The sequence below is a fragment of the Asanoa iriomotensis genome (assembly GCF_016862515.1).
Classification (GTDB): Bacteria; Actinomycetota; Actinomycetes; order Mycobacteriales; family Micromonosporaceae; genus Asanoa; species Asanoa iriomotensis.
In genome coordinates this window covers 112,829-131,389 of sequence record NZ_BONC01000016.1, presented here as the reverse complement: position 1 = coordinate 131,389, position 18,561 = coordinate 112,829, and the positions used below count along the sequence as shown (strand labels likewise).

Annotated in this window: 16 protein-coding genes and 5 pseudogenes; 12 read left to right on the top strand and 9 right to left on the bottom strand. The window is 68.0% G+C overall.

Features of this window, described 5'->3' with window-relative positions:
- Window positions 1-15: 15 nt before the first annotated feature.
- From Air01nite_RS14065 to Air01nite_RS14050, 4 genes are all read right to left on the bottom strand, one after another.
- Window positions 16-420, bottom strand: coding sequence for a histone-like nucleoid-structuring protein Lsr2 (locus Air01nite_RS14065; protein WP_203702607.1), 405 nt, complete (start codon window positions 418-420; stop codon window positions 16-18).
- 90 nt (window positions 421-510) lie between these two features.
- Window positions 511-954, bottom strand: coding sequence for a hypothetical protein (locus Air01nite_RS14060; RefSeq protein ID WP_203702606.1), 444 nt, complete (start codon window positions 952-954; stop codon window positions 511-513).
- Window positions 955-985: 31 nt separating this feature from the next.
- Window positions 986-3,862, bottom strand: a complete 2,877-nt coding sequence (locus Air01nite_RS14055) for an AAA family ATPase (RefSeq protein WP_203702605.1) — start codon at window positions 3,860-3,862, stop codon at window positions 986-988.
- 31 nt (window positions 3,863-3,893) lie between these two features.
- Window positions 3,894-4,073 carry a hypothetical protein gene (locus Air01nite_RS14050; RefSeq protein ID WP_203702604.1) on the bottom strand — a complete coding sequence of 60 codons (180 nt, stop codon included), beginning with the start codon at window positions 4,071-4,073 and terminating at the stop codon, window positions 3,894-3,896.
- A 148-nt stretch (window positions 4,074-4,221) separates the two neighbouring features.
- Between Air01nite_RS14050 and Air01nite_RS14045 the strand changes: the two genes are divergently transcribed.
- The 6 genes and pseudogenes from Air01nite_RS14045 to Air01nite_RS14020 all read left to right on the top strand — a co-directional run.
- A complete protein-coding gene (locus Air01nite_RS14045; RefSeq protein WP_203702603.1) occupies window positions 4,222-5,427 on the top strand; it encodes a hypothetical protein in 1,206 nt (401 codons plus the stop codon).
- 346 nt (window positions 5,428-5,773) lie between these two features.
- Window positions 5,774-6,295 (top strand): GNAT family N-acetyltransferase, encoded by a 522-nt coding sequence (locus Air01nite_RS14040; RefSeq protein ID WP_203702602.1) that lies wholly within the window; start codon window positions 5,774-5,776, stop codon window positions 6,293-6,295.
- 461 nt (window positions 6,296-6,756) lie between these two features.
- A complete protein-coding gene (locus tag Air01nite_RS14035) occupies window positions 6,757-7,176 on the top strand; it encodes a hypothetical protein (RefSeq protein ID WP_203702600.1) in 420 nt (139 codons plus the stop codon).
- A 168-nt stretch (window positions 7,177-7,344) separates the two neighbouring features.
- Window positions 7,345-7,899 (top strand): barstar family protein, encoded by a 555-nt coding sequence (locus tag Air01nite_RS14030; protein WP_203702599.1) that lies wholly within the window; start codon window positions 7,345-7,347, stop codon window positions 7,897-7,899.
- A gap of 681 nt (window positions 7,900-8,580) precedes the next feature.
- On the top strand, window positions 8,581-8,901 hold the full coding sequence (locus Air01nite_RS14025; RefSeq protein WP_203702597.1) for a hypothetical protein: 321 nt from the start codon (window positions 8,581-8,583) through the stop codon (window positions 8,899-8,901).
- Window positions 8,902-9,208: 307 nt separating this feature from the next.
- A pseudogene (locus Air01nite_RS14020) lies at window positions 9,209-9,451 on the top strand (IS5/IS1182 family transposase); the annotation flags it as partial.
- 227 nt (window positions 9,452-9,678) lie between these two features.
- On the opposite strand, the pseudogene Air01nite_RS41115 reads toward Air01nite_RS14020, so the two are convergent.
- Window positions 9,679-9,822: pseudogene (locus tag Air01nite_RS41115) on the bottom strand (DUF8817 family protein); the annotation flags it as partial.
- 264 nt (window positions 9,823-10,086) lie between these two features.
- Between Air01nite_RS41115 and Air01nite_RS14015 the strand changes: the two are divergent.
- On the top strand, window positions 10,087-10,668 hold the full coding sequence (locus tag Air01nite_RS14015; protein WP_275408200.1) for an Imm5 family immunity protein: 582 nt from the start codon (window positions 10,087-10,089) through the stop codon (window positions 10,666-10,668).
- Window positions 10,669-11,544: 876 nt separating this feature from the next.
- On the opposite strand, the gene Air01nite_RS14010 is transcribed toward Air01nite_RS14015, so the two are convergent.
- The 3 genes from Air01nite_RS14010 to Air01nite_RS14000 all read right to left on the bottom strand — a co-directional run bounded on the left by Air01nite_RS14010 (window position 11,545) and on the right by Air01nite_RS14000 (window position 13,869).
- A complete protein-coding gene (locus Air01nite_RS14010) occupies window positions 11,545-12,315 on the bottom strand; it encodes a hypothetical protein (protein WP_203702595.1) in 771 nt (256 codons plus the stop codon).
- Window positions 12,316-12,362: 47 nt separating this feature from the next.
- The gene (locus tag Air01nite_RS14005) at window positions 12,363-12,863 is read right to left on the bottom strand and encodes a hypothetical protein (RefSeq protein ID WP_203702594.1); all 501 of its coding nucleotides are present in this window, start codon (window positions 12,861-12,863) and stop codon (window positions 12,363-12,365) included.
- A 661-nt stretch (window positions 12,864-13,524) separates the two neighbouring features.
- Window positions 13,525-13,869: a hypothetical protein gene (locus Air01nite_RS14000; protein WP_203702592.1), complete on the bottom strand. Its 345-nt coding sequence runs from the start codon at window positions 13,867-13,869 to the stop codon at window positions 13,525-13,527.
- Between the two features lie 125 nt (window positions 13,870-13,994).
- On the opposite strand from Air01nite_RS14000, the pseudogene Air01nite_RS41110 reads away from it, so the two are divergent.
- Window positions 13,995-14,229: pseudogene (locus Air01nite_RS41110) on the top strand (amidase family protein); the annotation flags it as partial.
- 31 nt (window positions 14,230-14,260) lie between these two features.
- Here Air01nite_RS41110 and Air01nite_RS13995 read toward each other — a convergent pair.
- Window positions 14,261-14,638 carry a hypothetical protein gene (locus Air01nite_RS13995; RefSeq protein ID WP_203702591.1) on the bottom strand — a complete coding sequence of 126 codons (378 nt, stop codon included), beginning with the start codon at window positions 14,636-14,638 and terminating at the stop codon, window positions 14,261-14,263.
- A 601-nt stretch (window positions 14,639-15,239) separates the two neighbouring features.
- Between Air01nite_RS13995 and Air01nite_RS13990 the strand changes: the two genes are divergently transcribed.
- The 4 genes and pseudogenes from Air01nite_RS13990 to Air01nite_RS41915 form a co-directional block, all read left to right on the top strand.
- Window positions 15,240-15,911, top strand: a complete 672-nt coding sequence (locus Air01nite_RS13990) for a hypothetical protein (protein ID WP_203702589.1) — start codon at window positions 15,240-15,242, stop codon at window positions 15,909-15,911.
- 81 nt (window positions 15,912-15,992) lie between these two features.
- Window positions 15,993-16,345 (top strand): annotated as a pseudogene (locus Air01nite_RS41105) (transposase); the annotation flags it as partial.
- 995 nt (window positions 16,346-17,340) lie between these two features.
- Window positions 17,341-17,925 carry a hypothetical protein gene (locus tag Air01nite_RS13980; protein WP_203702586.1) on the top strand — a complete coding sequence of 195 codons (585 nt, stop codon included), beginning with the start codon at window positions 17,341-17,343 and terminating at the stop codon, window positions 17,923-17,925.
- A gap of 250 nt (window positions 17,926-18,175) precedes the next feature.
- A pseudogene (locus Air01nite_RS41915) lies at window positions 18,176-18,337 on the top strand (phosphorothioated DNA-binding restriction endonuclease); the annotation flags it as partial.
- Window positions 18,338-18,561 lie beyond the last annotated feature (224 nt).

Here is an 18,561-nt window from a genome sequence, read left to right as displayed (position 1 = left end):
TCGGCAGGACAGTCCCTAGGCGCCGGGTGCGAGGAATGGTGAGGCCAGGGCCGTACGGGGCGCACGGCCGTCGTGGGTCAGGTAGGCCTCGCGTACCCGCTGCGGGATGGCGCCGCGGTCGCCCACGGTGTCGAGCCCTAGCTGCGGGCCGTATTTCTGGGCCCAGGCGCGGATGGCGCGGGTCTCCTCCCGCAGGCTGGCACCCTCGGCGGAGATGACGGTCCGGCTGTGGCGGGCGCCGCCGGGCGTCAGCTTCGTGCCGGACTCGACGAACGGGGCGAGGGCCCGCCGCAGCTTGTCGGCGTTCGCATCCGACAGGTCGATCTCGAAGGCGACGCCGTCGAGAGCGAACTCCACCGTTTGGCTCGCGGTGCTGCCGTCGATGTCGTCGACGAGCTTGACGATGGTCTCTTTGGCCACAGCGGATCCCTATCTGGATGAACGAGCGTTCACGATCGACCCACGTTAGCTGATCAGCGACCGAATTCCGTTCGGGGCGCGGCGCCGCGGTCAGTCCGGCGGCTCGAACGCCTCCATCTCGGCGACACCGAGCCCGATGCGGGCCAGGACATCGAGGGACGACCCGCCTTCCTGCTCGGCGGCGACCTCCGAGAGCCGACCCGCGGTCGCACCCAGACCGACGATGATCTCGGCAGCGTCCACGGTCGCGGGCAGCTCGCCGCCGGAGTTGATGATCTCGATCGCGAAGCTCGCCATCCGCTGGACCATCTCGGACCGGCCGACGGCCGTCGCGGCGATCACGGCCGCCGCGTCGGCGTTCTCGCGTTCGGCGACCATCTTCGCGAGCAGATGAACAAGATCGAGCATCCCGCCCGCCACCGCGACGGCCTCGTCCGGCGTCATCCGCAGCAGGATGGACAGCGCGTCCCGGTCCTGACGGAGTCCGGCAGCGACAGCGGCGACCGCTTGGCCCATGGCCTCGACTGGAGTCATCACCGCCGACGATACGCGTGGGCGTCCGCCCTCATCCCGGCCGCAGCTCGGTGGCGTACCCGCAGAGCGTCGTCCGGTCCGGTTGGCCGGTCTTGCGCAGCAGGCTCGCGACGTGCTTCTCCACCGTCCGGTGCGACAGATAGAGCCGGCGGGCGATCTCCTTGTTGGGCCGGCGCTCGGCGAGCAGCAGCAACACCTCGTACTCCCGCACCGTCACGCCGAGGTCGCGCAGCCCGGTCGGCAGGCGGTCGTGACCGGCGCGGCGCTGCGGTGCGCGCTGTCCGGCGCGCCGGATCAGCGTCCGGCAGGCGCTCGCGACCAGCGGCGCGTCCAGACCCTGGAAGTGGTGTTCGGCCTCGCGCAGCCAGGTGACCGGCTCGCCCCAGCCGTGCGCGAGCGCCGACTCCGCGACCAGTCGCAGGCCGAGCCGGTGCGCGGTGGGAAACACCGCGGCCGCCTCGCGCGCCGCCGCCAGCGCGGCGCCGGCGCCGGCGGCGTCATCGGCCGCACCGCGGCGCACGGCTTCGGCGAAGTGCACGAACTGCCGGTTCCAGCGCAGCTCGGCGGCCGGATGTGCCGCTTCGGGCGCTGGGGCCGCGCCGGCCAGGGCGTCCAGCAGCAGGCTCAGCCCGTACCGGCCCCACTGGTAGTAGATCGTCGTGTGATGGTCCTCGAAGGCGCGGGCCGCCGCGAGCTCGGCCCGCGCGCCGGCGGGGTCCTCCTCCAGCAGGGCACAGAACGCACGGCAGAGGCCGTGTACGAGCGGCGTGTAGAACGAACCGGTGCCGCCCCTGCGGTCGTATTCGGTGAGCGCCGCCTCCATGCCGGCCCGCGACCCGCGCTGCCCGTGTGCCGCCGCCCGGACCACCAGGACGTACTGGAGATCCACGACCTTCCCGAACCGGGACAGCGCACCGGCACACTCCTGTGTGGAGTGCACCGCCTCGGCGTACCGGCCGAAGAAGACGTCGTGCATCGCGAGGCTGGCGTCCGCGTCGTAGCCGGTGTGCACCGCGCCCATCGCCCACGCCGCGTCGCGCGCCTGGCGCAACGCCTCGCTGCGCCCGCTGCGGATCATCTCGTTGGACGCCAGCCGGATCGCCGCCCGGACCCGCCACAACGGCAACCCGTGTTCGTCGGCCACCCGCAGGATCTCGAGCAGGTGCCGGTCGGCGGCCGCGAACCCGTGCCGCCGGGCGAGCAGCGCGAGCAGTTGGCGCGCCCGGCACACCACCTCCGGCAGCGGCACCCGTTCCGCCGCGGTCGCCGCCCGCAGCGCGACCTCCTCGGCCTCCTCGGCGCGGCCGTCGTGCAGGCTCAGCACGTGCGCGTCGACGACCTCGGCGGCGGCCAACTCCGCGGCGGCGGCGTCGGGACCGAGCAGCATGCGCACCGCCGCGACCCGGCTCTCGGCGTCGGCGGTCCGCCCACCGTGGAAGGCGTTCCAGCCCAGCCGCGACTGCAGGGCGATCGCCCGCGCCGTGGGCAGGTCGGCGCGGGCGAGCATCGCGTCGACCAGCCGCTGCGCGCGGTCGAACTCGCCGGTCTCCTCGAGGGCGACGAGCAAGGACTCCAGAACCATCGACGCGGGTACGGTGTCGCGCAGCAACAGGTGGGCCCGCTCCAGCAGGCCGGCGGCCGAGGCCGCGGCACCCTCGTCCAGCGCGCGCGTGCCGGCCTCGGCCAGCAGGCGGGCCGCCGCGTCGTGGTCACCGGCGGCGAGGTGCAGTTCCGCCGCGAGCGAGCAGAGCTCACCGGGCAGCCCCGGGTGCGAGGTGGCGAGCGCGCGGGCCGCGACGGCGGCCAACCGTCGGTGCTCGTCGGGTGCCAACTCGGCGCGCAGCGCGTCGGCGGTCAGCGCGTGGCGGAAGGTGTGCCAGCCGTCGCCGGTGGGGTCGGGTCGCAGCAGGTGCGCGGCCGTCGCGGCGCGCACCAGCCGGTCGGCCTCGTCCTCGGCCATGTTCCGCATCGACCGCACCACGGCCAGCGGGAACCGGCCGCCGATCACGGCCGCGGCCTCCAGCAGCCGGCGGGCGTCCGGTCCGAGCCGGTCGGCGCGGTCGGCGACCGTGCGCGTCACGGTCACCCGCACGGGCAGGGTCAGGTCCCGGTCCGCGTGCCAGCGCAGCCCGTCGTGGTGCAGCACACCGCCCGCCACCATGCCGGCGAGCAGTTCCTCGACGACGTACGGGACGCCGTCGGAGTCGCGGGCCAGCCGCTGCGCCAACCCGTCGGGAAGGGCGCCGGTGTCGACCCGCAGGCACTGCGCCGCGAGCGCGGCGACCTCCGTGTCGTCGAGCGCGACCAGTTCCACCACGGGCACACCGTGGTCGCGCGCGGCCCGGTAGGCGAGGTCGAGCGCCGGCGACGGTCCCGTGCGCACCGACGCCAGCACCAGCACGGGCAGGGCGTCGAGGTTCGCGACGAGATAGCCGAGCACGTCGAGGGTCTCGGGGTCCGCGTCGTGCAGGTCTTCGAGCACCAGAGCGAGGGTCTGTTCCCGGCTCAGCGCCGCCAGCAGCCGCAGCAACCCTTCGGCAATGACCAATGTGGACTCGCTGGCACCCGCCCGCCACTCCGGGAAGAGGCGGCCCAGGGCGGGCCGGAACGGCTCGAGCTCCGGACCGGTCGGCGGTGGCCCGGCCCGCAGGCGGGTGTTGAGCGCCTCCACCAGCGGCCGGAACGGCATCGCGCCGCCGGTGGCGGTGGCCCGCCCGGTCAGCACCGCCATGCCGGTGCCGGCCAGACCGCTCTCCCGCAACAGACGCGTCTTGCCGATGCCGGGCTCACCGGTGACGAACACGGCCCGGCCAGCGCCGAGCCGAACCTGGCCGGCCGCCGCGGCGACCGTCGCGAGCTCGCCGATCCGTCCGATGAGGACAGGCGAGGTCAGTCGGGTCGGTTTCACGACAGTCGGCGGCCGGCCAGGGTCGGATCCGTCACGCTTCGCCGTTGCCGCAGCCGGCGCAGCCCTTCGGGTTCAACGGCTCCGCCGCCACCACCACTGCCTTGTCCAGCGTGGACGGTGTGTGCGCGACCGCTGCCACACCGGTGATCGGACCCGCGACCACCAGCGCCGCCGTGGCCAGCTCGGCCAGAATCCGCCGCCTGACTGCCATTTTCCCCCCTCGTCGTAAAACGGTTCCCGAGATCATAGGCGCGGTGGCGGGCCGTTCCGGTTGTCAACAAGTCGACGCCGGGTCGCGCAGAAATGTGGGTGCCGCGCACCCATGCAGGTGGCGGCGGGCGGCACCGAGCATCGTCCGCATGTCGACACACCACTCACCACCACGACGGCGGGCCTGGTTCAACCGCGCCATCGCCGTCCTGTTCACCGTCGCCCTGACCCTCGGCCTCGGCGCCGGCGTCGTCCAGGCCGCACCGGCGTCCTCGATCACACCGAACGAGATCACCGCGATGGCCCGGTCGATCTACGCCGACGCGACCGACGCGATGCGCTACTCGTTCGCCGTCGCCGCCGCGGAGCCGAACCGCGCCTGGCCGGCCGGCAGCATCGAGGCCAAGCTCGCGGCCGGGTTCCGGGACATGCCGGCACAGCGCCGGCAGGCATACGCGAACGGCGCGAAGTCCGCGCTGGCGAAGCCGGACAGCAACTTCGGGCGTTATGGGAAGACCCGGCCCGCCGACTACGCCGGGTTCGCTCGCGCGTACGCGGAAAGCCCGTTGCCGGTGGACGCCCAGCGCTTCGGCTCGGCGCTCAAGGCCGGCTACCAGGACGCGATGGCCCGCCGTGCGGTCGCGGGCGGCGGCGGCGCGTCGGACGCGGTCTGCCGCGACTGCCCGGATCCGACCCCGGACTGCGAGCTGACCGGCGAGTGCGACCCCACCCCGCCACCGGTCCGCCCGAAGACCGGCGTCAAGTTCATGATCAACCGCGTGACCTGCATCGACGAGACCGGCAGCGGCGTCGGCGAGTGGGGCTCCGACGAGATCGCCTTTGGCGGCTTCGTGGTGACGCCGGCGGGCGAGACGATCCAGAAGACGGCGTACGAGATCCCACAGGGTTTCGACGACGGGACCATCTGGACTTTCTACAACCAAGGCCACGTTTTCGGTAACTTCGACCTGCCGTTGACCTATCCCGCCGTCTACACGGCGACGGTCCTCCTGACGGAGGTCGACGCGGGCGGCTTCGCCAACATCCTGAACACGGTCTGGCAACAGGTCCGCGGCGTCGTACAGCAGAAGATCGCGGAAAAGGTCGGCCAGGTCCTCGAGCCGATCCTGCGCAGCCAGCTCATCGCGCAGGCGCTGGGCGCGCTCGCCGGCTACTTCGCCGGCGAGCTGATCACCTGGATCGTCAACTCGTTCCAGGACGACACGTTCCTGCAGGCCGGCACCTCGACCATCACCCTGAACAGCATCGACGACGCGCTACCGGGAGGCGTGTTCCGCTTCCAGGACCACGACGGCACGTACGACGTCAGCTTCTCCTGGAGTTGGCGCCGCTGAACCACCGGGGCCGGGGTGTTCTTCACCCCGGCCCTCCGCCGCGCTTCGCCTGTTTGTGCAGGTGGCCGTCGTGTTCGACGTCGATGGCGTGCCGGCGCTTGCGGAGTCGAAAGGTGATAGTGGTGCAGATCACATGCTGACGTCCGAGGATCGCGCAGGTCACCGCGCCTACTTGTCGGAGTCCGCTGGTTTGAGGGTGCCGATGTTGCCGCGAGCGGCCTTGCGGCGCGCACTCGTACTCCCCTAACGGGTTAGCTCTCCGACGGAGCGGGATGGACCTCTGAGCGTTGTTGATGTTGCGGATGAGCGGCTCGTCTGGCCGTCGGACCTGAAATACCGTCGCCGAATGCCCGAGCTGATCCTGCCGACCACCCGCCTGCACACCGCCTTCCTGGACTGCCACCACGAATGGGGGCCGGGGCTGCACGAGGACGGCTTCGGCATATGGCCCGACGATGACGTGGAATCACCCGACGGCTTCGCCGCCTGGGTGCACCAGCGAAACCGACTGGCTCACCCGCCGGGAACTCCCTGCCCGGCCGAAAGCCACGCCACGTGTCGGTGGATCGTCGAGAACGGCCAGGTACTCGGCGGGATCGCCCTGCGGCACATCTTCGACGACGACATCGGCCACATCGGTTACGGAGTGCGCCCGTCCGCGCGCCGCCGCGGTCTGGCCAGCTGGGCGCTGGGCGAGATGCTCGAAGAGGCCCGCACCGCCTTGGGCCTGGACCGCGTCCTCATCCCTTGCCTCGCGGACAACGTCGCCTCGGCCGGCACCATCGAACGCAACGGCGGCGTACTCGAAGGCATCCGAGATGCCGAGCACGGTCCAGTGAGACGCTACTGGATCGCGTTGGATCGGTAACCGCGGTCGAGCCCCGCCACAGCCGCAGACACCCGATCGCGCCTCGCCTAACTGGCAGAAACACCCGTCTCTCTGCTCGACCTGCTGCCGCTGGTCGAGGTCGATCTCAAGGCGGAGATCTGCGGACAACTGATCGAGGAACTCGCCCGGGTGGCGAACTGGGGGCAGCCACGACCAGAACGTGGAAAGGACCGCAGTTAGGGATGTGCCCCCGGCGGGATACAGCCCACAACTGCGCACCGTCTGCGCGGTTGTCGCTGGTCACGGACGTGTACGTGGGCGATTGATCAGGCCGTAGGGGGTCGCTGGGTGGACAGCCGGTGTGGGTACCTGCGCATGGGGCAGCGTGAGGTGCGGATCATGACGGGTAGCGTCGGCGGGTTACCAGAGTGTCAGGCGCCGCATCCGCTTCTGTCGAACTTGGGGACGTCAGGCGATCGGCGTTCGGGCATCATGGCCGCATGTCGCCGAGCCATCTTCCTTACGTTCCCAACGAGTTGTTGAGTCGTCTCGTCGGCTTTCGTCTCTACTCGGTCCAGTTCGTCATGGACTACGTCCAACTCCGCTTCGACGGGCCCACGGAAGATATGCCGGTCCTCAACTGCGACGTGTTGCCGGTCGTGGAAACATCAGCAGGTCTGATCCCTCCAGGGCAGGTGGGTTGGGCCGACGCGTTGCGAGCACTCATTCCGGGCCATGTTGTCGCGACAGCAGAGAAGACAGGCCATGGCCTCCGCGTCGAATTCGAAGAAGGAGCAGTCCGACTACACCCCGCCCTCGAGGATGTGTCCGGACCAGAGATCGCGCTTTTGACCGGCTTCACGGACAGCCGCTGGATGTGCTGGCGCCCTGGAGAAGAGTCCTTCGAAGACCTTGCCTGACCCACTCACATGCCGCATGACGTACCGTCTGCGGGCCTGATGTCCTTGGCACCTGCTGGTCGCCGATCGGCCTCGAGTGGCGCGCCGCCGAGCGACGGGGCGGTCCACGCGGCGAACCTGTGCTGGCTTGCGCTGCCGGCTGGACCTGCGCGCGAGTAGGCTGCGGCGATGGCGGCATTCGATCTTGAGCGGGACGCCAACCGTCTCGACTTTCGGCTCATGCTCCACGGCGCCGTGACGCTCTTCTGGCGAAGCCACCTCTTCGCCGAGGCCGTCGACTGGATGCGCGAGCACGGTTACACCATCGTGCAGCTTGACGCGAGCGCCTGGACCACCGACGACGACCTTCATAGCGCCATAGCCGCCGCACTTGACTTCCCGGATTACTACGGGCGCAACCTCGACGCGCTCAACGACTGTATGCGCGACGTCGTCGCCCACGCGTACGGCACCACCGAGGACGCCACTGGCCTGCTGCTGGCCTTCGCCGGCTACGACGCGTTCACGCGCGGGCGTCCCCGGACAGCCCAGGCGGTGCTGGAGATCCTGGCGGACCAGGCGCGGTGCGCCATGCTGACAGGTCACCGGATGCTGTGCCTGGTGCAAAGCAACGATCCGAGGATCACGTTCGAGCCTGTCGGGGCTTCGCCTGTGCTGTGGAATCCCGCCGAGTGGCTGGACGCCAAACGCCAGCCCAGCTCGGTTCCGCATCCGCTTGCCTAGGGCCGTGCCGGGATAGGTGGCGTCAGGTCAGCTCCCGCCGCCTGTCCCGGCTTCGATCCACTGGGCACAGCCGCATCCTCTTCTGAAGCTGACCGTGCGCGCGACTCGGCGGACAGGTCATGCGTCGTAGCGGACCCTGTCAGATGCGGACGGTCCCATGCCAAGCAGCGCGCTGTCGATGCGGTGAACCTTGGTCCGGAGATCCTCGTCCTGGCAATCTCGGACACTCTGAGCTCGCCACGTGCGGCGCCCTTGGTGATTGCGGCGGTCGTGGCTGCCGGGGAGGCCCGCGGCCCTTGCTCTTGGCGATTCGTCGTGCGCAGGTTCGAGCCCCACCTCGACGGGCCGAGACGCGCCCTCAAGCGCATCGAGACGCGCTCTTTGAGCTGGGAAAACGCGATCGAGGCGCAGGTCTATCTCGATGGCGGGATACAGGCCACAACTGCGCACCGTCCGGGCGGTTATCCCTGGTCACGGACGTCTACGTGGGGGAATGACCGCAGCGCAGGGTTCGTCGGCCTGGGCAAGTGGTGTGGGTACCTGCGCACGCGGGTGGGGTGAGGTGTCGATCATGGCTGGCGGCCTGGGTGGGTCGGTGCCCTCGGACGACAGCATCCGCTTCTGTCGATGAGCGTGCACTAGGTTGGACGCTCATCGGGTCGATGATCGGAGGGTCAATCCTTGCCGGACGACCTCTTGCGTACCGTGGGCGCACTCTACGAGGAACACCAGCAGGCCGCCTTTCCGCGCCGGCTGTACGTCGTCGAGCCAGATGGCGTCGAGATGGTGAGCCTCGATTCCAAGGTCTCGGGTTGTGTCAGCACGTGGCTGGGGAACGGGGGCCGCATCGACGACTGGTGGTGGGACGTACTCGCGGATTGCGAGCAGAAGCTCAACCGCGCGATTCCAGCCCTGGACGGCTACGAGGCGTCCTACTACCAGCGTCTGCTGGATATGACGGTCCTGATCCTGGAAAATCCCGCGGACATGCAGCCCGGATGACGGCGTCGCACCGGCGCGGGCGTGCACGGAGGTGCCCCGGTACCCAGTGACGTTTTCGAGGATTTCACCGTCGGTCGTCTGCCGACAACGCTGACTCTCCAGCCCACGCCCGGCCGCACCCATCTGCCGCGGTCCGCGCTGTCCACCGAGATTCGGGCTCGTCAGGTCGTCAGGTTCGCGTCGCGGCGCGCCAAAGACGAAGCGCTCGGTGGCGAAGCGGCTGGGAGAGTGCCCGCGAGTCCTTCATGTCGGCCAGTACGTCGAGCAGGTCTCGGATCGGCCAGCCGGACTCCAACCGATCGAGTGCCAGTGCGGGATCGCGCACACCATTCCGGAACGCAGTGACCAGGTCGCCCACCGAACTGGCGGAGGCAGCCACGGCGGACGACCGCCGGGCTTCGACAAGCAGGTCTACCGGCAGCGAAACGTGGTGGAACGCTGCTTCAACCGACTGAAGCAATGGAGAGCGTTGGCCACCCGCGACGCCAAACGCGCGGGCCTCTGCCGCTCATCGCTCCTGCTGATCGCCGCTTTGATCTGGCTCCGGTGATCGGCTGGACACGGCCTAGACAAGCGACTCTGCCGAGATGCGCGGGCCCGGTCTTGTTGGGGCTGTGCGCGTTGTCGGGTGCGCGGTGTCAGAACGGCACTGCGGTGGTGAGGAGTCCGGCGGGCTCGACGTTCGACGTGGCGGCGGGTCGCCCGGACGTGACGCGGCAGAAGTCCAGGGCGTCCAGGCGGATCGGATCGCCGGTTCCGGTGGACCAGTGACCGCCCGCGCGGCGTTCCGGACACCAGTACCTTGCCGTACGCCGCGCGCATGCCGGCTGCGAATGCCCGGTGTAGTCCCTCGATGTCCGCGGTGAGTACGAGACAGGAGCCATACGACTACTCCGGGTCAAATTCAGCCGACGGTACAAAACCTTGCCGCGCGGAGCCGAGACACCGGGTACGACACTCGCCAAGACATCAGTTACCGACGCGTTTGACGTCAAGGGGCACTCGGCCAAGGATCCAGTGCACGAACTCGCCCGTCGCCGCACACCATAACCCCACCTAGGGCGGCCGAAGACGTCCGGCGGTGCCGTCTGCTGGTCGAGCGACGCACGCCTTGATACATCTAGGATCCCAACAACTAGGTTGCCGCAAACCTTACTGCGGTGCTCCTACGTCAGGGAGGGGCGAGTGCGTCGGTCCGACATAGATCGACTGGCTAGCGGCTACGTCGGTCGAATCTCGCCGAATGGTGGGCTGTCGTGGTCAGTTCGGATGGAACTACACCGCTCAATTTGTCAGCTCGTAGGCGATGATCGCTGGCATTCCTACCTCCGGCTCTCCGAAGAGTGCGCAGTGAGGGCCTGGCCGGTGTGGACGGGACGCTTCCACGACCTGCTGCCGTTCGCCGCTCCCGTGCAGGAAGCCACGTCCAGCCGGCCCGAGCTGGCGCTAACGCCCGACCCCATCGAACTCGATCGCCTCGCCACTCTCCTTGATAACCGGATGCGTACTGCTCCCGATGCGTTCCCCGCGGTCGCCGCTGGCCTGGCCTGCTGGGCGACCAACCGCGACCTGCTGCGCGGGCACCTGACGTTCCCTGACGGGGCCGAGGAAGGGGAGGTCGATTCTGAGGATTGGGAGGCCTCCTACTTCGCCTCCATCGCCCTGGCTGGTGGCGCGGTGTGGGAAAAGGCTGCGGACCCGACGCGGCGGCGCGCGTTCTGGCTCTGGTATCTACGGGACGCCGTGCCGGCCAGTTACGCGGTCTGAGCCATCAACAAACGTCGCTGGTAGGGATCGCTTGCGATCAGACCGATGAGGATCGCGGCGGTTGCGGTACCCAGCGTTTCTGACAGCGGACGGTCCAGTCTGCCGGCGGTATCCAGGTGGAGACCTGGCTGCTGAAGAACCAGCCCTCCTCCGACGGGCGCGACATAGCCGCACTCATGATGGGTCTGCGGTATTCGGGACTATCTCGCTAACGGTGTTTCCGGCGGTATCAGTAGGTTTCAGCGGCCGGGAAGCGGTCGATGGAGGTGATGGCGAAGGCGTTGAGTGCGGGTTTGGAGTGTTGGAATGGAGGTGGCCTCGGCGATGTCATCGACAAACCTTCGCCGAGGCCACCCCTCAACGTGTGGATGGCCAGCGTTCGGCTCGGCTGGTCGAGGGTCGCGCGGTGCGCAGGTTCGAACCCCACCTCGTAGCCTCGAAACGCGCACTGAGACGCGGCGAGGCCAGGCCGTTGAGCTGCGGAAACATCATCGAGCGCGCAGGTCTATCTCGGCGGCGGGATACAGGCCACAACTGCGCACCGTCTGGACGGTTGTCGCTGGTCAGGGACGTGTACGTCGGCGATTGACCGCGCCGCAGTGCGTGCAGGACGGGGTCGCCGGTCTGGGGACCTGCGCACCTGGCGCCGTGAGGTGTGGATCATGGCCGCGGCGCATCCGACTGGACGCGACACTTGGGTGCGGTCATGCGCAGACTCGCACCCTCCGCGGGGCACGCCGACCACGGGAACTCAATCTGACTATCGCTGACCTTGGTCAGCGTGGCGGTCCCCCTGACTATCTGCCTAGCTGAACCTAGTGGCCGACCCGGAGCCGGCCGCCCGGCGCCCAAGCCTGGCAGCACCTTGGCCAGGACTCAGCGGACCTCTCGTGTCAGCCCGTCGTGGCCTACCTCGTAGAGGTGAATGTTGAGTCGGTCTCTGATGTGGGTCGGCACGCGTTCCGCGGCCGCCACGCAGCTGGTCGGCACTATGAGGGCGTAACGGGTGTTGCTGGACGGCTCGGTCATGCGTCGTAAGAGCTGTCCGTACGCGGTGTCGGCGTCGATCCCTGGCTCGCTGGTCCAGCCTTTCGCCTCTCCAATGAGGCGTTCTTCGCCGCGGACAGCCTCGATGTCGGTCCATCGGTCGGTCGGTTTGATCGGGGACCAGCCTTGTGCGATGAGCCAGGCGCGGAAGGCGTTGATGACCCGCTGTTCGTCGCTCACCGGGCTGACCATGCTGCGTATGACCTTTAGATCGGATTTCTCGCTGCGGCGCAGGCGGCCACGGTTGTCCGAGTCGAGATCAGCGGGTCGGATCACGACCAGGCGGAGTCCGTGGGCGGGGATCTCGGTGTCTCGACGTGCGTCGTACAGGGCTCTCTGAGCGCCGCGGTGGATGCCGCTGATGGTAAGTCTGTCGGGCTTGTCGAAGTGAGGAACTGGCTCGTCGTGCTGACGTTCGCGGTACTCCACGACCAGTCGGTGGCGTGGCCAGTATGCGTCGACCGGGAGCATGACGCGTCTTCCGCCAGCCGCCGGGTCGCCGAGGAGCCACTCGAATCGATGTTGGGTTAGGGCCTGCTCACCCAACACCCGGTTGCACAGGGAGATGACGTAGCCCTCATCGCTGTCGCCCGTACTCATGGATTGAACGTCTCCCTTCCATTCAGGGTTAGATCCGGCGGTGTGGTCTAGTCGGTGACTCCCAGGTGTAGGAGCCACATCTGGTCTGTTGTCCGGACTGCGAGATCGAGGTAGGCGCCCTCGTACCAGCTGCGGCATTCCACCGTGACGGACCAGGCCTCTGCGGTGGCCGGCCAGAGTCGAGCCAGCAGTGCAAGTGTCCAGTCGCCTAGTGCCTCTGCAAGTTCTCGTGGTGGCGAGCCTCGTTGCCACATCTCTTCGGGTCGCCACGGAATGAATAGGCCGGGTAAGGACTCGCGCGCCAACTCCGACCATGAAGGGACCGGTTCGAGTTGGGTAACCCGACAGTCGGTCGGCAGCAGCGCTTCGACTGCGGCGGTGGTGTCGCCGTCGCCGAGCGGGCCGTCGGTGAGGGTGAAGGTACACGCATGGTTCATCTCGTCGAGCACGCCTTCGAGCACTCGCAGCGCGTCTCTGGCTATGTCCGGTACCAGTTCCAGCCTCGCCTCGCGGGCCGCTGGGAACGAGTTCCAATCGAAGGACGTCACGGCGTCCACGCTAGTGATCCGGGCAAGTACCGCCAGAAGCGAAGCAGCGGCTGCGGACGCCGCACCCGATGGCGACACCGAACGTGATGCGGGTCCGCGGGCCGCTGGCGCCCGCTCGTGTCGACGATCATGCGCGCAACCGAAGCGGTGCGGCGACGTCGGCGCGCGGGTGCGAGCTCCGCGGCTGTCTTCACGCCGTGCGCAGGTTCGAGCCCCACCTCGCCGGGCCGAAACGCGCCCCCAAGGGCATCGAGACGTACCCATTGAGCTGGGAAGACGTGACGGACGCGCAGGTCTATCTCGATGGCGGGATACAGCCCACAACTGCGCACCGTCCGGACGGTTGTCCCTGGTCGCGGACGTCTACGTCGGCGATTGACAGCCGTGGGGCGTTGCTGGGGCGGGCAGGTGGTGCGGGGACCTGCGCATGCGGGTGGCGTGAGGTGTGTGGGCCTGACGATGCAGAATACGAACACTGTGTTGACGGTGCCAGGCGGGCCGCTGCCCGCCCGTTTGGCCAGGTCAAGAGCGACATGGCAAGATCAACAGGTTCCACGCGCGACCCAGCCGGGCGCTGGGGCCGAGGTCATGACGTCGGCCGACAAGGCCTACCGCGCGGTGCCGGCCCGGCCGTGGCCAGGCGCGCCAAGGTTTCCGTCACCTAATCGCGGGCGAGCTCTGAGCTGATGCGTACGCTCGACGGCAGCGCGCTGAACGTGCGCTCGGCGCTCCACGTTCGCTCGATCGACGCCGGCCCGACCAGCAACGTGCGTACCCCTTCGACGGGACGCACGTCGCGTGGGGCGCCCTCGCCCGAGACCCAGACGTCGAGCGGCGGAACCTCGGTGGACAGGTCGAAGGTGGCGGCCCGGTAGTCGTACAGGTTCCAGCTTCCCTGGACGTAGTCGCGCGACGGTGCGTCGGCCTCGCCGCGTAGGTACGCCAGCAGCTCGGGCGGGTTCGCGGTGCCTGGCAACCCGTGGTCGACGAGCGCCCCGGCGAGCAAGAGCGTGCAGGTCGAAGTTGCTGACGATGCCGTCGAGCACCGCCCGGAAGCCCCGGTGCACCGCAGGGCAGAGCACCAGCCACGGACTGTCGACCTGGACGCCGAGAAGCACATGGAGCCAGGACTGGTCGAGGCTGCCCTGGCGGTCGAACATCACCGCCTGCGTACGGTTCGCGCCCTTCGCCGCACCGTGGAACATCGCCGGCCTACCCGCAATCGCCGTGCCCATCGGCATCCGCCCCGACGACCTGCCCGTCGCGGTGCAGCTGGGTCGGCCCGCCCGGTGCCGAGGAGCTGTTGCTCGGGGCAGCGGCACAGCTCGAAGCGGCCAACCCGTGGCAGCGCCACGCACCGAGTTGAGGCCCGGACGAACCCTGAGGCCTCAACTCGCTCAGATCCTGCTGAGCACAGAACGGATGTAGGTAGCCTCATCGACAGCCCGCCAGGTCGACGGTGGGTCCCGCAGCACCAGGTCGCCCTGCACAGCACTGTCCCGCGAGGTGGTCCACGGAGCCGACTCGGTGTGCCATACGCACTGTTTGATGCTCGCATAACAGATCAGGACCGTCCCAGTGGAAAGAACGCACCAGTAGTCGTCGCCGACGACATCGAAGCGTCCGCCGAGTTGGTCACACAGGGACGCCACCTCGCTTGCGGACATGTAGTCCAGAGGAATCGGCTTTGCAGCGTGGGCCGGTGTGGACACGGTCAGGGCGGCACCGACCGCGACAAGTACGGGGAACAGCACCCGCACGATGAGCTTGCGCATCGAGCAACTCCTCACATCCAGGCGTCGAACCAGGTGTTCGACCTGACACCAGACTCGGGTAATCGCGCTCTGCGCACATCGGGGCGATCCCCGTCGTGTCGAGGGGGCCGTAGGGGCTTCCCCAAGCCCCCCGCGACGAAACCGAGCCTCCGCGACCCAAACGCCGCCGCCGCAACGGTCCGCGCGACCCCGGCACGAGTCGCTGGGTGTCGTCAGGTGAGTTGGCCCCACCTGTTCGAGCCGGCGCTCGCGCGGTGTCGCAACGGCGGGCCGCGAGGCGAAGTATTGGGGTTGCTGACCCTTGGGCACCGCACCGCCTGTTTACTCCGCTTTGAGGTCGGTGACCTCATATGCGCCTGACTCGTTGTTGCTGCCGCGCCCACCAGCTCGGCGAGTTGATCATCGCGGCCCGTCATAGCCTGACGGTGGGGTGGCTGCCCCTCGTTTATCTCTTCGCTCCACACAATCCGGGTTATCCACGCCCGGGGGGCAGAGGTCATCCGTATTCACACCAGTGGCCGACCACAGTGGATGATCACGCGTTCTGAAGAGTGCTCTTGAGGTACCGCAGGACTTCAGCGAGGCTTGGCCGTGGCATGGCGTGGTTGACCTCTGGGGGGTTCTGGTGCTGCTTGCTGGTTCAGTTGGGGTGGACATGGTGGTCGATCGTCTGAGAAGGCAGCGTCCTGTGTTCCACTCCGAAGCCGATCTTCAACACGCTTTTGCATGGAGCGCGCAGGAGATCGACCCCACCCTGCAGATCCGCTTGGAAACGCGTCCGGTGCCTGGGCTCCGCCTCGACCTCCTTGTGGCCGCGGCCGACGGAAGCCGATGCACCGCCGTCGAGTTGAAATATCTCACCGCCAACTGGCTCGGCGAGTACAACGGTGAACGGCTTGAGCTGAAGAACCAAGGTGCCCAAGACATCCGCGCCTATGACGTGGTCAAGGACCTTACGAGAGTAGAGCGGGTCGTGGCCGAACGGCCTGGCTGGAGTGGCTTGGTGCTTGTCTTAACCAACGATCCAAGCTACTGGAACAAACCAGCTCTCATCCGGGAAACCAACGCGCAGGCATTTCGCCTCTATCAAGGCAACACCCTCACCGGAGCACGGGCCTGGGGTCCCCTGACTGGAGCCGGTACGAAGAGAGGTCGCGAGGCTGACCTAAACCTGCGGCAGGAATACACCTGCGCATGGGTGGACTACACAGCGCTTCCGGGATTGCGTGGCACCTTCAGATTGCTTATCTTAGAGGTAGCCGCAGAGGATTAAATGCGCGCACATTGCTCGTCGCCGCGCCCTTCCGGACATCCACAAATCGCTGCGATGAGCACCGGCCCGCCCTCGACGAGCTGGGCCATCGACTCCAGCCAGCGGGTCGACCTGGCCACCAACGCCTCGGCATGGCCATCGACACCCGAGGAGCCGTCGCAGGCGGCATCATCTACGGCGACCACGGCACCCAATTCACGTCGTGGACCTTCACTGAACGCGCCCGCCGAGCCGGTCTGCTGCCTTCCGTCGGCAGCGTCGGCGATCCGTACGACAACACTGTCGCGGTGTCGTTCTGGGCCCGCATGCAAACGGAGCTGCTCAACCGGCGCCGCCGGAACACCCGGGTCGAGCTCGCGAACGCGATCTTCGAGTGCACCGAGGGCTTCCACAACCGCCGCCGGCGACACTCCGCCCTCGGCTGGCAAACTCCCATTAGAGTTCGAGAACGACCCACCTGCGCGGCAGCCGACTCTTCACATCCCTGTCCAAACGACCGGGGGATGATCAAGGTGTCCGGGAAAGCGAGTCAAGCTCATCCTGGTGAGTGGATCGAGCGCAGGTTCATGCCCCAACCTAGACGCGGCTTCACGACCCGAAACGCGGCCCCAGACGCGCCGAGGCACAGGTCCTGAGCTGGGCGGACACCGCCGAGGCGCAGGTTGATCTCGACGGCGGGATACATCCCACAACTGCGCACCCACCGGGCGGTTATCCCTGGTCACGGACGTCTACGTCGGCGATTGACCACGCCGAAGGGGTTGCTGAGGCGCCAGCTGGTGCGGGGACCTGCGCATGTGGGCGGCGTGGGGTGGATCATGGTTGCATCGCACCCGTCTGGACCCGGCCCCTTGGGTGCGATCATTCGCAGATTCGAGCCCCTCGGGGGGTCACGCCAAGCATGGGAACGGGATCCGATCAACGCTGACCTGGCGATCGTGACCGCGTCGTGGCGTTTACCCAGCTAGCGGTGCTGCCGGTGCCTTAACTGCGGGCTTAGGCTGCCCAGGCATCGAGATCGACGCGATCCGTCGCTTTGAGGCCGCCGCTGAGGACCCGGCGGGGCTGGGGAAGGCGCTCGTCCGGTTCCAGGCGACGCACAGGCTCTCGTCCGACGCCTCGGCGACCCCCGACGCGGTTACGCAACGTGGCCCCGACCCTCGACGCGCTGCGTGCGCTGGCCGGCGCGCTGGTATTGCCCGGGCTGCCGTCGATGTCGTCGTCAGTTGCGGTCGACGGTGCCTTGGCCGATGTGCTCCGCGGCCCCTACGACACAGAGGCGCGGTTGCGGGGCCGCTGGCTGGGGGCTGCGCGCCCGTTTGGTGGTTAGCTCGCTGCAACTGGAGCTCGGCACGCGTACGATCGCCAGTCCCTCGGCAATGGACAGCCGGACACAATGACCTCAGCTACCGGACGGAAGGAGGGCACGATGGATGCTCCTCAGACCGAGCAGGACAAGCGTCGCGCCGACGTCAGGGCCGCAATGAACGTGATGGACTCCCCAGTGGGCCTTGGCTTGACGGTTGACTTTGAGGACACGTACCTGCTGTCTGACGCGATTCGCTGCTATATCAATACTGCGGATGCAGGCACGATCTTTTGTGTACATGCGAGTTGCGAACGGGACCTCGCAGCCATGGTTCAGGCGTCCGGCTTCGCCCCCGCTGGGTCGCAACGCTGGGGGCTCGGTGCCCTTGTCGCGTACTGCGAGCACCACGAGCAAATGCCTCCAGACTTGCTTGACAACCTGCGCATCCTCAACGACCACCGCAAGACGCTGTATCACTACGGGCACTCGGAGTCTGATAACGCTCTGCGCCGGCGGACGTCCGACCTCATACAGGAAGTCGGATCGTCGAAGCTCCGCGAGGATTTCAAGGAACAGCGTGGCTTCGAGGGAGACAACAAGGAGGTCTATGTCTTCGCCATGGATCGCGTTCTGCAACGGAACGCTCTCGCGGCACTCACCACTGGTTTCATGCTGCGTTCTTGGCTCGGAGTCCAGCAGAGGTGACGCGCGGTCCGCGGCCGATGAGTGCTCGATCGCGGGCGTCGGGGCAGTTCGTGTCGCTGGCCTGCCGGACCCGGCTCATCCACGTGCCCTCTCTATCGGCACTCCTCCGGCGACGAGAAGCCCGGCGCGCACAAGGTCCTGCACGCAGGGTTGACTCTCGCGCCAACCGGCTCGCCACAGCGTGGGAGTATTCGTACCCGTCGTCGCCATCAAGGCAGCGCACCCCAGCGGCAGTTGTGAGAATCAGCGCGTGGGCGAGAGCGTCGGTGCTAGCCGTGACGAGGCCCTGGCGAAGTTGGCGAGCCTGCGCCAGCATCAGCGCGATGGACGGCGCTCGCCAAACAAGTGTTGGGTGTTGCCGCCGTTGCCGAGGTTGATCTGCACGCCTTGGGCGTGCCGGACATCGATCGGGCCACGGTCGGGGGCCGATGCGGTGTCGGCAGACGCGGGGGCGGCCGACACTGCTTCGGTTGGTGTGGAGCTGTGCGAGGCCGGCTGGTTGGTCGAGCGCGGGGCGTCGCGTTGGGGCGGTTCTGCCTTGTCGGTGCTTGGGCTGCGGCGGGCTAAAACCGGTCCGAGGAGCGCGGCGATCAGCGACGCTATCCCGGCCAACCAAGACAGCACCTCGATGCCCTG

What these genes read in the sequence shown, in the direction of transcription:
- Air01nite_RS14060 (WP_203702606.1), bottom strand. Translation starts at nt 954, where the DNA reads ATGACTCCAGTCGAGGCCATGGGCCAAGCGGTCGCCGCTGTCGCTGCC.
- Air01nite_RS14050 (WP_203702604.1), bottom strand. Translation starts at nt 4,073, where the DNA reads ATGGCAGTCAGGCGGCGGATTCTGGCCGAGCTGGCCACGGCGGCGCTG.
- Air01nite_RS14045 (WP_203702603.1), top strand. Translation starts at nt 4,222, where the DNA reads ATGTCGACACACCACTCACCACCACGACGGCGGGCCTGGTTCAACCGC.
- Air01nite_RS14040 (WP_203702602.1), top strand. Translation starts at nt 5,774, where the DNA reads ATGCCCGAGCTGATCCTGCCGACCACCCGCCTGCACACCGCCTTCCTG.
- Air01nite_RS14035 (WP_203702600.1), top strand. Translation starts at nt 6,757, where the DNA reads ATGTCGCCGAGCCATCTTCCTTACGTTCCCAACGAGTTGTTGAGTCGT.
- Air01nite_RS14030 (WP_203702599.1), top strand. Translation starts at nt 7,345, where the DNA reads ATGGCGGCATTCGATCTTGAGCGGGACGCCAACCGTCTCGACTTTCGG.
- Air01nite_RS14010 (WP_203702595.1), bottom strand. Translation starts at nt 12,315, where the DNA reads ATGAGTACGGGCGACAGCGATGAGGGCTACGTCATCTCCCTGTGCAAC.
- Air01nite_RS13995 (WP_203702591.1), bottom strand. Translation starts at nt 14,638, where the DNA reads ATGCGCAAGCTCATCGTGCGGGTGCTGTTCCCCGTACTTGTCGCGGTC.
- Air01nite_RS13980 (WP_203702586.1), top strand. Translation starts at nt 17,341, where the DNA reads ATGGATGCTCCTCAGACCGAGCAGGACAAGCGTCGCGCCGACGTCAGG.